Here is a 13,537-nt window from a genome sequence, read left to right on the forward strand (position 1 = left end):
ACCTACGACGCCATCATCGACGCTGCCTGCCAAGCCTGGAACAACCTCATCGACCAGCCCCAAACCATCACCTCTATAGGAATGCGCGACTGGGCGCATATCGGTCAATCATGACAGCCGTTGGTATGATGGGTGTGCCACGGCATATGCCGGTGCTCGGACCTACTTTGCGAGCAGGTTGACGGTCGGTGCACCCTGCGGTCCACAAGTGCATATGGGGAAACAACCAATGATGGCGACCGCCGAAGCTGCAGATTTCCAGCGGATTCCCCTACTGGAGCGGAGACCGGATGACTTCCCGTTCTATCGCGGACGGCCAGTGGCGCTCAGTCTCGGCCAATGGCTCCTGCTTATGGTGGCAATCTGTGTTGGCCTCTACCTGCTCATCCTGCCGCCCCCCATGCTGCGCGGCGGCGGCATGTTGGCGGTCGTGCGGGGCGCATTGCTTTTCCTGGTGCCGCTTATCGCGCTGATCATTGTTGCCCCCAAGGGATGGACAGCACTCTTCAGGCACTTGCGGGGCATCGACTTTGCCTGGATGGTCTTCTTCGCCCTGTTGAACCTATTGGTGACGCTCATCATTGGCTACCTGATGGTCAACCTAATGGAGACGACCAGCAACGCTGTCGTTGCGGCCGCTGGTTCGGCCAGTACACTTGATCAAATCCTGCTATTTGTGCGTGCAATACCACAGCTCTTCGGTGAGGAACTCGTTTCCATATTGCCGTTTCTGGCACTCCTGACGTTCTTTACGTCCAGGGGGATCGGCCGGGTTGCTTCTATTTTGCTTGCAATGCTCCTTACAGGGGTCCTGTTTGCGGCAATGCATCTGCCGACCTACGGCTACAACATCATCCAGAGCCTCGGCGGCATCGGTCCGGTGCGCCTGGTGCTGCTGGTCCCTTACATCGTGACCAAGAATATCTGGGTCTCCACCGGTGCTCACATTCTGAACGACTGGCTGTTCTTTGCCGTGAATATTGCGGGTTCAGCAGACGGATAAGGGGCACTGCGCCGTGCCGACCTCCGTGACCGGCCCCAAAACACTTGCCACCAAACAGTCGAGGCAGTCGCATGGCTACCGATCTACAACGCTTCGTTCACAAAGCATTTCCGGCCGGGCACGGCGTACTTTCCTTGTCGCAATGCGTCAAAGACGTCACCTCGGCCTTCTTCAAAAGCCCCGAGGGAGTTGTCAATGCGAATTACATACTGGCACTAAATCGTTTCAGGTTCTGATGGAAACGGCATGCCGGGGCGGCTGGGGTTGGATCGCGCTGGTTTGCGGGAACGAGTCTCGGAATGACTTTGGCGGTTTTGGCCGACACCTGCCCCATTCCCGCTTTTCTCCCTGAGGTCCGGACGGAACCCGCCGCAATCGCCAGGCAAATAGAGCCGAACGGGAACATCGCAAATGAATGCGCGACTGGCAGTCAGCTTCGCCCTATATGCGCTCTGGATCGCAGTCACGCTTTTGGGCGCGACTGTTCTGTCGGATGGAAAACAGGCGCCCCTGGATGAAATGGTGAAGAACGGCATTGCCTGGCAGTTCTTGGCTGCCATTGTACTGTTGATTATCTTCATCATCGGCAACCGATGGACTGACCTCGGTTTCAATGCACCGCACGCTCTGTTTCGTACGCTGTGGTTCCCCATTTTCTGGTTGCTGCTCATAACGACGTTGCTTCTGGTCACTGGCCTGCCGCCAGCCCACATGATCGGCTTCATTGTTCTAAACACCCTGATGGTCGGCGTTTCGGAAGAGGTCATGTTTCGCGGGGTGCTCTTTCGCGCCCTTTTGTCGAACTATCGTATCTGGACAGCAATCATCGTCAGTTCGCTCCTGTTCGGAGCAGTGCACATACTCAACGTATTTGCGACTGGAAACCTTTCCGGAGCGGTACTGCAATCGATTCCAGCAGCAATGAGCGGAGTGCTTTTTGTGGCCATCGTCATTCGCACGGGATCGATCTGGCCCGCGATAGGCTATCATGCCGTCTGGGACTGCGCGCTTTTCCTGTTGGTCACGTCCAACGCGAACAGCGGCGCCGAAGCAAACCCTTCGGCCCTTGAGTCGTTGGGGATCGGCACGCTGTTACTGCCAATCGCAATGGGCGTGCCCAATTTCCTGTGCGGGCTGATCCTGTTGCGCAAAGTTCGCAACGATACCGCTGCCGAGCCGAACGCTTCTGGACCATCTGCTGGTTGAGCTTCAATACCGAGGCAACTCGGCAGGCGGTGTTTCACACGCAAATGCGACACCTTGACCGCGAAGCGGATTGACAACTTCGGAGAATCTTCAAGGACATCTATCTCCCGAAGCTCGGATGGACCGTGGATCGGGCGCCGTGACGTTTGTGCATATACTGGTCAGTAAAGTTAACCTATTATTTATATTCTTTACGCAGCGGAAAAAGATGAAGTATGATGCTCGACTCTCGGCTGGGATGTTTGGGGCCAAAATGGGCGCGTACCCAACAACTATAGCATTTGTCGACGACCACCCCATCCTCTTGCGCGGGGTAGCGGATCTTTTCGCGCAGCACCCTGATTTCGAGGTCGTGGGACTTGGAGGCACCGCTGTCGATGCGATGGCATTGATGCACGAAAAATCCCCCGAAATACTGTTCCTCGACCTTTCCATGCCCGGCGACGTGTTTGCGGCGATCACGGAGGTCGCGCATGACTTCCCTTCGACGCGGGTTGTTGTCTTTACAGCATTTTCCAGCGTGGATTCGGCGCTTCGCGCACTCGATGCGGGAGCGATGGGATTCATTCTCAAGGGCAGCACATGTGATGAGCTGTTCGAGGCTGTCGTTACCGTGATGGGCGGAGAGATGTTCGTAACCCGCCAGTATGCGACGCAGGTCCTGAGCGGATTGCAGAAGCGCAGGCGTGCCGAAGAGGTCAGGGACGCGGTCAGGCTCAGCGTGCGTGAAAAGCAGATCGTGGCGCAACTGATGCACGCCCGCACCAACCGGGAAATCGCCACGACGCTGTCGCTCAGCGAAAAGACCGTCAAGCATTATATGACGGGGCTGATGGCCAAGCTCAAAGCCCGCAATCGGCTGGAAGTGGTAATTGCCGCCCAGAAGGCCGACCATCTGAACTGAAGGTTTGCCAAAGGGTCGAAATCATCGGTCACCGACTTCGAGCGGCAGCGCGACCCTTAGCCGGGTTCCCGTGCCCGGCGCCGATTGCACTTCAAGCGTACCCTGCAAGGCGCCCACCCTGTTGCGCATGCCCGCCAATCCAAGCCTTCCGTGCCCGCCCAGCGCATTTTCCTGAGGGCGCACCCCCGGGCCGTCGTCGCTTACATCGATCGTGAGCCATTGATCGACGACTTTCGCTACAACGCGCTGGTGAGCGCCCGGGGCGTGCTTGGTGGCATTGGACAGCCCCTCCTGCACAACGCGATACGCGCAAATCTTGGTTGCGTGCGTCAGGGTATCGGGAAGATCGCCAAAATCGGTTTCGATCCTGGTGCCCGCGATGTCCTCGTGGCGGAAAACAGCCAGTTTCAGGGCCTGCCTGGGTGTGAGTTCTTCGATTTCGGGCAAGGACAGGCCCGAGGAAATGGCACGCAGTTCCGCCAGGGCGGAATTGAGGATGCCTTCAAGGGGCTTGCGCGTTTCGGTGGACTGGCCTCGGCTATCGCCCATATCGGTGAATTTGAGCATGAAAAGGCTCAGTAACTGGATGGGACCATCGTGGATGTCCGAGCCGATGCGGGCAAGCAATTGCTCATTGGCTTCGCTCGCATCGAGCCGGGCCCTGTCGGCGGCGATGCGCAGGACGGTATTCTGACGCGCCATCTCCCGCGCCTCGGCGACGTGCCGCTGGAGGTCCGACCGTTGCCGGGCGATGGTGCGGCTACCGCGTCTGACGATGGCGTAGAGCACCGCCAGCATGAAGATCGTGGTCAGGCAGACGACAAGCCAGCTCGACATCTGGCTCGTGCGGAGTTCGGCGGCGAGGGCGTCGGCATTTTCATAGATCTCACCAATGGCGACCACTTCGCCGGTCTGGAAGCTGTAAAGTGGGGCATAGACCTCGATAACCGCCATATCGAGCGTTTGCTCATAAGCGCTTTCCTGACTGACCATGTCCTCATATTCGGCCACCACTTCGCCCGCAGCGGCGCGCGCGACATCGGTGGAGACGAAATGCTGACCGATCAGTTCGCTGGTCGTTGAATAAATGACCGTGGCATCCGTTCCATCGACCGTCCAGATCTTGATCGAAACCACGGTGTCACCCAAAGCGGTCCCCACAAAGAGGGCGTCGAGCTGTTGCTGGCGCGCAAGGGGAAGGGTCCCGTCGGGGTTGATGTCCTGGACGAGAGGTTCAAGAAACCCGTTCATGAAATTGGCGCCCTGCGCACCGGAGGTCACCAGAACGTTGTGCTTGATCTGGTCGTTTACCCACGTCCCCAGGACGGCCATCGCGACGAAAAGAACAACTCCAGCCGCAATCAGGAACTGGCTGGAGAAACTGAGGCGTGACCAGAAACCGGGGCCGCCATCATCAGACCTTAGTCTGGTTCGGGATTGGACCATGGTCGGGCCTTGCATGGGGCCAAGGTCTTAAAAGTCGTTGGACCTTGTGACCTTACGGACAAGCAGTCTTCCGATCAACACTGTCAAGTACATGTCCCCCGTTTTTGTTGATGGCGGGGGATGGTTACGGCGCTGTTCCGGGGAGGGTAAAATGGCTGTCAAACTCAACCGTCACGATCTCGAGTTCATCCTGGACCAGATCAGGATCGCAGAAGCACATGTGGCAGGTACGCCGCTCGTTCAACTGATTGCACAGCCTCATCTGCCTTACGGCCTGCGCACTGTCGACGGGAGCTACAACAACCTTATCGAGGGACGCGAGCTCTGGGGCGCTGCCGATCAGGTAATGCCCCGCATGCTGAACCCGAACTATCTCAATGACGGGGATGGCGATACCCAGGACATGGGGCCGGTCGAAATGGGGGCGCCTCAACCCGTGACCAATACCGATTACGGCGTGGTGGGGGCGGAAACCAACCCGTTCGCACCCGGCGGCAATGGTGGCCATACGGGCAATGTGGCCGATGCCGACCCGCGCATCATCTCCAATCTGATCTCGGACCAGACCCTGCGCAATCCGGCTGCGATCACGGCCGCCCTCCAACACGCCGGGTATGAGGACCTCGCAAACGGCGTCATCGAGGTGCGCGCGCATTATCAGGCCTACATGGCCGCGATCCAGGGGCTCGACAGCGACGATCCGGCGGTGAGTGCGGCCAAAGCCGCGCTCGACCAGACTCTTCTCGATACCTACGGAATCGAGATGGACGGCCATAGCGTCCTCCTGCCCAACGTCGCACCCGATGAGGGGTTGTCAGCGCCGTTCAACGGCTGGATGACCTTTTTCGGGCAATTCTTCGACCATGGGCTCGACCTGATCCACAAGGGCAATAACGGCACGATCTTCGTTCCACTCGCCGCCGACGACCCCTTGCGCACGCACGGCCCCGACGGGATAGCGGACAGCGGGGACGAGGTGCCGCCTCATATGGCCTTCATGGCCCTGACGCGACTCACTCCGACCATGGGGCCGGGCGAAGACGGGATACTGGGAACCGCCGACGACACCGCCGAGGCACAGAACAAGACAACGCCTTTTGTCGACCAGAACCAGACCTATACCTCGCATCCCTCGCACCAGGTCTTCCTGCGCGAATATGAAATGGTGTTCAGCGAAGCCCATGGCCGGGAGGTTCCGCTGGCGACCGGGCATCTGCTCGATGGCTCCAATGGCGGGCTGGCAACCTGGGCGGACGTCAAGGCTCAAGCCGCCGAAAAGCTCGGGATCATCATGAGCGATATCGACGTGCTGGGCGTGCCGTTGCTGCTCACCGATCCCTATGGCGAGTTTATCAGGGGCGAAAACGGCTTTCCGCAGGTCATCGTAAATATCGGCCCCGACCTCGTTCCCAACACCGATGACGACATTGCCGTGAGCTGGGACGGCACCACGGGCAACGAAGTGGTCCTGGCCGAGCTCAATGGCGGCCTCGGCCCGGTGCGCACCTCGCATCAGTTTCTGGACGATATCGCCCATACGGCAGCGCCATTCTTCGATCCGGCAACGCCATCGGTCCTTGCCGCCGATCCCGATACGGGCACGGACGCCTACGGCAATCCGGTTCCGTTCGACCCCAATACCGGCGCAAACCTTTATTATGACAACGAACTCCTCGACCGCCATTTCATCACCGGCGACGGCCGCGGCAATGAAAATATCGGTCTTACGGCGGTTCATCACGTTTTCCATTCGGAGCACAATCGCCAGGTCGAGGCCAACAAGGCCCACATCCTCGAGATTGCCAGCAGCGGCAAGGCTGAGGACATCGCTTTTCTCAACGAATGGCTTTTGACGCCCGTAGCGGCGGGGTTCGATGAAAATGCGCTGCAATGGGACGGCGAGCGCCTGTTCCAGACGGCACGGTTTGCCACGGAGATGCAGTATCAGCACCTGGTCTTTGAAGAGTTCGGGCGCAAGGTGCAGCCCCTGATCGATCTGTTCGTGTTCAATACGATCACCGACGTCAACCCGGCGATCTTTGCCGAGTTCGCCCATACCGTCTATCGCTTCGGCCATTCCATGCTCACGGATCACCTCACGCTCCTGCCGCTCAACGCGGCGGGCCAGCCGGTGGCCTATGATGCCGAAGGAAACGAAATCGCCGTTGATATCGCCGACTGGGGCGTCGATGTGGGCCTGATCGATGCTTTCCTCAATCCGATCCTGTTTGACCGCGACCAATCGATTTCAGCCGAACAGGCAGCCGGCGCGATCATGCGCGGCATGAGCTATGTGCACGGCAACGAGATCGACGAATTCGTCGTGGATTCGCTGCGCAACAACCTGCTGGGCCTTCCGCTCGACCTGCCGGCGATCAATATCGCGCGTGGCCGCGACGCCGGTGTGCCCTCTCTCAACGAGGCCCGGGCGCAACTTCACGCGGCGTCCAATTCGAGCTGGCTCAAGCCCTATGAAAGCTGGGCCGACTTCGGCGCTAATCTCAAGACCCCGGCCTCGATCATCAACTTCATAGCCGCCTACGGCACCCATACGTCCATCGTCGACGCCGATACGCTCGTCGAGAAGCGGGATGCGGCGACGGCTCTGGTGCTGGGCGGAACCGGCGCGCCGGACGACCGGTTCGATTTCCTCAATGGCACCGGCCTGTGGGCAGCGATAGAAACCGGCCTCAACCTCATCGATTTATGGATCGGCGGCCTTGCCGAAAAAATCATGCCATTCGGCGGCATGCTGGGTTCGACCTTCAACGCCGTGTTCGAGTTGCAGATGGAGAACCTGCAGGAAGGCGACCGGTTCTATTACCTCTCGCGCACCCAGGGCCTCAATCTGCTCAACGAGCTGGAAAACAACGCGTTTTCCAAGCTTATCATGGCCAATACCGACCTCTCCCAGCCCGGACCGGACGGCATAAGGGGGACCGAGGACGATGTCATCACCCACCATATCGGGGTGGATTCGTTCGCAAAGCACGATCTCGTCCTCGAAGTGGACGAAAGCCGGCAGATCGCGCTCGATCCACAAGGCGACGACCCGGTTCTGGAAGCCATCCGCGCCAAAGTGCAACGCGACGATCCCTCCACCGCTGCGGTGGAAACCAACTATCTGCGCTTTACCGGCGGTGAACATGCCGTAATGGGCGGCACCGATCAGGACGATACGATCATCGGCGGCGATGGCGATGACGCGATCTGGGGCGGCAGCGGCAACGACCGGATAGAGGGCGGCCATGGCGTCGACCTGATCATCGGCGGCGACGGCGACGATATCATCACCGATGCGGGCGATACCGGCGACTTCATCAAGGGCGAAGGCGGCGACGACGTCATCGCCAATTCCAACGGACTGGACGTCGTCATGGGCGGCGACGGTCAGGACGTGATCATCGTGGGGGTCGATGCGACCGAAGTCTTCGCCGGCGAAGGCAACGACTTCATTCTCGGCGGCCTCGACCACGATTTCATTCTCGGCAATGAGGGCGACGACTGGATAGAGGGCGGCGACGGGTTCGACGTTCTCAATGGCGACAATTCCGAACTGTTCTTCAACTCGACCATTCTCGGCCACGACGTCATGTTCGCCGGTGAGAACGAGAACGATTTCGACGCTGAATCGGGCGACGACATCATGGTTCAGGGCGAGAGCGTCATGCGCAACGAAGGCATGTTCGGCTTCGACTGGGCGATCCACAAGGGCAGCCCGGTCGCCGCGGATTCGGACATGCGCATCCCGATCTTCACGACCGTTGCCGACGACATCCTGCGCGATCGGTTCGACCAGACGGAAGGCCTGTCTGGCTGGATCCACAACGACGTGCTGCGCGGCGACGACCGTGGGAGCACCGAGGAGATCGAGGTCGAGTTCAGTCTCGAAAACCACGGGCTGACCCAGGCCGGCATCAACCGCATCCATGGGTTGCGCGAACTGCTCGGCGATGCCGTTGCGGCGGCTCCCACCGATCCCGATGTCGATCTGGAAAGCATCGTGGCCTGGGCCGAGGGCAATATCCTGCTCGGTGGCGACGGCAACGACACCTTTGAAGGGCGCGGCGCCAATGACTTCATTCACGGCGACGCCTGGCTCAACGTCAGGATCAGCGTGCGCGAGCTCGACACCGGGGGCAACGTCACCGAGACCGAAGCGTTCACCGTCGACAGCCTCAAGCAGATGGTCACCATCGACGGCCAGACCAAGCAATTGGCGAGCTTCCTGCTCGATGGGACAGTAAAGCCCAGGCAACTCACCATCGTTCGCGAGATTCTTTACGCCGAGGATGTCAGCGACGACACCGATACGGCCATATTCGCCGGCAACCGCGACTGGTACGAAATCACCCATGTGGGCGACCGCACCTATGTCGCCCGCCGCGAGAGCGAGGATATCGACCCGCAGGTCGACGAGGGCACCGACACTCTGATCGGGATCGAACGCATTCAGTTCGCCGACAGCATGTACACCATCCGTCAGACGGGAAATTTCGATCCGACCGGACGACTGGTGATCACCGGCTTGCCGGCGCAGGAAGATCAGACCCTGACGGTTCATGCCGCCAATATCGGCGATCTCAACAATCCTGACGGCAAGGTCGCCGAAAATGCCATCACCTATCGTTGGCAGATCGAACGCAATGACGGCACGGGCGACTATATCAATATCCCCGGAACCTCGGGCAACACGTTTACGCCCAGCGACGAGCATGAGGGCCTGCGTATCCGCGTGCTCGGCACCTATGTCGATGCGGCCGGAGTGACCGAGATCGTCTCTTCCCAGCCGACCGACCCGGTCCTGGGCGTGAATGACGAGCCGGTGGGCCCGCTTCCGATCAGCGACATGTCGCCGACCGAAGGCCAGCCGCTCACCGCGACGGTGGCCTTCACCGACCCCGACGGCATGACCGATGCATTCGAGGAATTTCTACTCACTTATCAATGGCAGTCCTCGGCCAATGGCGTGGACGGCTGGGTAGATGTTCCGGCGGAAGCGGGGGGCAACCAGCGCACCTTCGTGCCCGGCCCTGAAGTTGTCGAGCGCCATTTGCGCATGGTCGTCGTCTATCAGGACGACTCGCTTAACACCCATACGGTCATTTCCGAAGTGACCGAGGTGGTCGGCAACCATATCGTGACCGACCAGGCCGTAGTCAGCATGGCCCAGGGCGGCGACGCCGAAGGCGGCACGACGGTTGGCGCCGATTGGGTCGAGGCCGGCGATGGTGACAACTCCATTTCGGGCGGCGATGGCGGTGACGTCCTCAAGGGCGGCGGCGGCAACGACACGCTCAACGGCGATGGCGGAGACGATATCATCACCGGCGGGACAGGGAACGACACGATTGCGGCCGGCACCGGCAACGACACGATCGTTTACGCCACCGAGGACGGCAACGACGCCATCGATGGCGGCGCGGGCGAGGACACGCTGCGCGTGGTCCAGAAAACCAGCGGTCCGGACATCGACGATACCCTGCAGGTCACAATGAGCGGAGGCGTGGTCAGCCAGGCCAATGGCGCCAGCCTCACATCGGTCGAAAAACTCGAGGCCGACCTGGCCGGCGGCAACGATACGCTGGTCTATGACACGGCGGAAGCGGTCTCGGTCAACCTGCTCTCGGGCGCGGCGACCGGCTTCTCGTTCACGCGCGGCATCGAAAATGTCACGTCCGGTTCGGGCGACGACACGCTCTTGGGCAACATCCGCGACAACCTCTTCGACGGTCGCGAGGGCAACGATACCCTACGCGGCGGATTCGGCGGTGACACGTTGACCGGCGGCGAGGGCAACGACCAGCTCTGGGGCGAGGAAGGCGACGATCTGCTCGAAGGTGGAGCGGGCGACGACCGGCTCGATGGTGGCGCGGGTGTCGATACGGCGAGCTTTGCCTCGGCCCCCAGTGCCGTGACCGTCTCGCTTGCGGGGCTCACCAGTTTCGAGGAGCAGGACACGATCGGGGCCGGCGTCGACCGCCTGATCTCGATCGAGAACCTGATCGGTTCCGATCACGACGATACGTTGATCGGCAGCGATGGCGACAATGTCATCGACGGCGGCACCGGCGCCGATACCATGACCGGCGGTCTGGGCGACGACACATACGTGGTCGACAATGTCGGGGACGAACCTGTCGAGGCCGCCGATGGCGGCAATGATACGGTGCAGTCCGCACTGGCGAGCTACCAACTCGATGCGAATATCGAAAATCTCGAACTGGTCGGAACCGCCTTCGAGGGTATCGGTAACGGTCTCGACAACCGCCTGACCGGCAATGAAGCGGACAATTATCTGCGCGGCGCCGGCGGGACGGATACGGTGGTTCTGGCCGGCCCCGTCACAGACCATCAATTCACGCTGGAAGGCGGGGCGTTCTTCATCGCAAGCGACGCTGGCGGCAAGGACCGGATTCAGAATATCGAGCGGGCCGATATCGAGGGACGCATCTACAACTTCGTGCGTGCCAACAACAACAATAACCCCAACCCCGCGCAGGGTGGCGCTGAAGCTGACCTCATGCTGGGCTTTGATGGCAATGACGTGCTGACCAGCAATGGCGGCGACGACATCCTGATCGGCGGCAATGGCGACGATGTCATGCGGGGCGGCGACGGCGATGACGTCTATGTCGTCACCGAGGAGGGCGATGTTGTCGACGAAACCGGCGGATCAGGGATCGACACGATCCTTTCCACGGTCACGCGCGACCTTCACCCGGCCCGCGTCGATTATATCGAGGGCGATGTCGAGAATCTGACCCTGCTCGGCACCGCCGATATCGATGGTACCGGCAACGGCCTCGACAACGTACTGATCGGCAATGCCGGCAACAACCGTCTGGGCGGCGGCAATGGCAACGACACGCTGATCGGCAATGCCGGGGACGATCGCCTGCTTGGACACTCCGGCGACGACATGCTCGAGGGTGGCGAAGGCAGCGATATCATCAATGGCGGCAACGGTACCGATACCGCAGTCTTTGCGGGCGCTGCCGGCGACTATGCGGTGGATATGCTGAGCAATGGCAACATGACCGTTACTCATCTGGCGAGCGGCGATGTCGATAGGCTGATCAATATCGAGCAAGTGAAGTTCGGCGGCGGCCAGGCTCTCGCCATCGTCACCGATCCCGCCGCAACGCCGACCGGGCCCTCGCTGATCCTGGGCACCGAGGCAGGCGAAACCATTGTCGGCAGCAACGGGGACGATATCATCATAGGCGGTCCCGGCGACGACACGCTCAACGGGTACGATCTGGGCGACGGAGACGACGACACCGTCCCGCTTCAGATGGACGACGATACCTTCATCTGGCGGCCGGGTGACGGCACCGACACCATCAACGGCGGCGGAGAGGGCATCAATGGCGACCTGTTCCAGATCATTGGCGATGCTACGGCCGAGACGTACCGCATCTATACCTATGACGAGGCGGTAGCCCGGATCGGCTTTGCAGGCAGCGACGAAAGCGAGATCGTCGTTACCCGACAGGTGGAAGGCGAAGAAGAAACCATCATCGCCGAGCTCACCGAGATCGAGGAGATCGTCGTCAATGGCGGCGGTGTGAGCGCAAGCGGCGATTTCGGCGGAGATACCGTTGAGATGTATGGCAGCTTCGATGTGTCCACCAGCTTGCGGCCCGACACGATCACGGTGATCGGATCGAAGGGAAACGACACGGTGAACATCTCGTCGCTGTTGTCCAACCACCGCATCGTCTTCCGTGGGGCTGGCGGCAACGACATCATCATCGGCGCCCTGCGGCCCCAGGACGTGATTGTCCTCGCGACCGGCAAGACCATCGCGGACTATATCGCCGTGGAACACGGGGACGGTTCGACCTCGATCACCTCGGAGGATCACACCGTGACCTTCTGGGCCACGGATGGACTGCCGCAGTTTACGACGCAGCAGCCCGATGATGAAGACGACGAAACGCCCGACACCGACGGCCAACAGCCTGATGGATGGGACGATCATCATGACGATGACGACGACGATAATCAGAATGATGATGATCAGGACGATGACGATGACGACGATGATGACGATATCGACGTTGCGCCATCGGTGTCGGGTCCGATAACCGGAACGGCGGATGACGATGTACTGCTTGGCACGTCAGCAGCCGATCTCATTCTTGGGATGGCAGGCACCGACTACATCATTTCGGGCGCTGGCGCGGACGTGATCCGGGCGGGTGAAGGCGATGATCTCGTCGATGCGGGTGCGGGCCGGGATATCGTCTTTGCCGGGGACGGTGACGACGAACTCTTCGGCGGCGCAGACGACGATGTGCTTTACGGGGAAGACGGCAACGACTGGCTTTCCGGCGGTGCCGGGAACGATCTGCTGGATGGCGGGAGCGGCGACGATACCGTGTTCGGCGGAGAGGGAGATGACATGTTCATCGGCCGCCGTGACGATGGCGACGATTCCTACGATGGCGGGGCCGGTATCGATACGCTCGATCTGGGTGCTCTCAATCAGGCCGTTGAGGTCGATCTGGGGACCGGCATCGGCGGGCGCGGCAGCGTAACGGGCGCCCAATCGGGAACCGATATGCTCTATGGCATCGAAAACGTCACCACGGGGTCGGGGAACGACACCATCATCGCCAGCAACGCCGTCAACATCATCGACGGTGGCGATGGCAACGACGTCTTTGTCTTCACCTCAAGGGCTGCGGCAGACGGCGACACCATCGTCGGCTTTGAAACCGGCGACAAGATCGATCTTTCAGGGATCGACGCCAACACCGGCGCTTCCGGAGTCCAGAGCTTCACGCTGGTTTCAGGGCAGGCCAATGCGCCCGGTCAGGTCGCTGTGTCGCACGAAAGCCGGGAGGACGGCGACTTCACCGTGGTGACGGGCAATACGAGCGGAGGGGACGAACCCGATTTCCGTATCGAGATCGCCGGTAATCACACGCTCGGCAGCAACGACTTCAATCTCTGAACAAGGTGCCTGG

Annotated in this window: 5 protein-coding genes; 4 read left to right on the top strand and 1 reads right to left on the bottom strand. The window is 60.5% G+C overall.

Annotation, left to right across the window (positions count from 1 at the left end):
• Positions 1-229 precede the first annotated feature (229 nt).
• From DQG18_RS03190 to DQG18_RS03200, 3 genes are all read left to right on the top strand, one after another.
• Positions 230-1,003 (top strand): CPBP family intramembrane glutamic endopeptidase, encoded by a 774-nt coding sequence (locus DQG18_RS03190; protein ID WP_245958355.1) that lies wholly within the window; start codon positions 230-232, stop codon positions 1,001-1,003.
• 411 nt (positions 1,004-1,414) lie between these two features.
• Positions 1,415-2,209, top strand: coding sequence for a CPBP family intramembrane glutamic endopeptidase (locus DQG18_RS03195; RefSeq protein ID WP_116652815.1), 795 nt, complete (start codon positions 1,415-1,417; stop codon positions 2,207-2,209).
• A 253-nt stretch (positions 2,210-2,462) separates the two neighbouring features.
• Positions 2,463-3,113 carry a response regulator gene (locus DQG18_RS03200; RefSeq protein WP_116653349.1) on the top strand — a complete coding sequence of 217 codons (651 nt, stop codon included), beginning with the start codon at positions 2,463-2,465 and terminating at the stop codon, positions 3,111-3,113.
• A gap of 21 nt (positions 3,114-3,134) precedes the next feature.
• Here DQG18_RS03200 and DQG18_RS03205 read toward each other — a convergent pair whose 3' ends face one another.
• Entirely contained in the window at positions 3,135-4,559 is a 1,425-nt protein-coding gene (locus tag DQG18_RS03205; RefSeq protein WP_157969979.1) for a sensor histidine kinase, read from the bottom strand.
• A 151-nt stretch (positions 4,560-4,710) separates the two neighbouring features.
• Between DQG18_RS03205 and DQG18_RS16455 the strand changes: the two genes are divergently transcribed.
• Positions 4,711-13,524: a peroxidase family protein gene (locus tag DQG18_RS16455; protein ID WP_281270379.1), complete on the top strand. Its 8,814-nt coding sequence runs from the start codon at positions 4,711-4,713 to the stop codon at positions 13,522-13,524.
• Positions 13,525-13,537: the final 13 nt, after the last annotated feature.

It is taken from the genome of Pelagibacterium sediminicola (genome assembly GCF_003390885.1).
Classification (GTDB): Bacteria; Pseudomonadota; Alphaproteobacteria; order Rhizobiales; family Devosiaceae; genus Pelagibacterium; species Pelagibacterium sediminicola.

Coding starts and splice junctions, on each gene's coding strand:
- DQG18_RS03195 (WP_116652815.1), top strand. CDS start 1,415: ATGAATGCGCGACTGGCAGTCAGCTTCGCCCTATATGCGCTCTGGATC.
- DQG18_RS16455 (WP_281270379.1), top strand. CDS start 4,711: ATGGCTGTCAAACTCAACCGTCACGATCTCGAGTTCATCCTGGACCAG.
- DQG18_RS03200 (WP_116653349.1), top strand. CDS start 2,463: ATGGGCGCGTACCCAACAACTATAGCATTTGTCGACGACCACCCCATC.
- DQG18_RS03190 (WP_245958355.1), top strand. CDS start 230: ATGATGGCGACCGCCGAAGCTGCAGATTTCCAGCGGATTCCCCTACTG.
- DQG18_RS03205 (WP_157969979.1), bottom strand. CDS start 4,559: ATGGTCCAATCCCGAACCAGACTAAGGTCTGATGATGGCGGCCCCGGT.